This window comes from Vibrio sp. 1288 (assembly GCF_033344475.1).
In genome coordinates, this window is the sequence record NZ_JAWPOX010001056.1 from 1 (window position 1) to 532 (window position 532).

At 43.6% G+C, this 532-nt stretch carries 1 pseudogene; it reads left to right on the plus strand.

The features are described 5' to 3' along the window. Window positions 1–532, plus strand: a pseudogene (locus R8O11_RS30875) (SMC family ATPase); the annotation flags it as partial.

The following is a 532-nucleotide window of genomic DNA, read 5'->3' on the forward strand; positions in this document are numbered from 1 at the left end:
GGAGAGAAGTGTCCCGTTTGTGGTAGTACCGAACATCCTCAGCCTGCTCAATTTGTTGGTGATGAAGTCACAAAAGAGCAAGTTCAACAGGCTCGTCATCAGGAGCGTGAGGCTCAAATCACGCTGAACCAATTGAGCAACCAGTTGGAACAACACAATATTGCGATTGCTCAATACACGCAGCAAATTGAGCAAATGGTTTCGGAGTTGGGGCAGAACGCGAACTTAGAGCTGCAAGCATTACAGGCATCAATTCATCAACTCAATGAACGATTACAGCATTTGAACGCAATTAATATTGCTCAGCTTGAGCAAAGCGTGAACGAGTTGAATCAACGTTGTGTGGTTGGCGAAGGTAAGATCAACGATTTGCAAAACCAGATGGCTGCAAATGAATCGACGATTAAAGCAAATCAGCAGCAGTTAGCGAAATTGAGTGCGTCATTAGATGATAAATACACATCACTAGAGCAACTAGAAAACGACTTGACTCAGATACACAAGCAAATTGTTGAGCTGAATAACGGCCTAG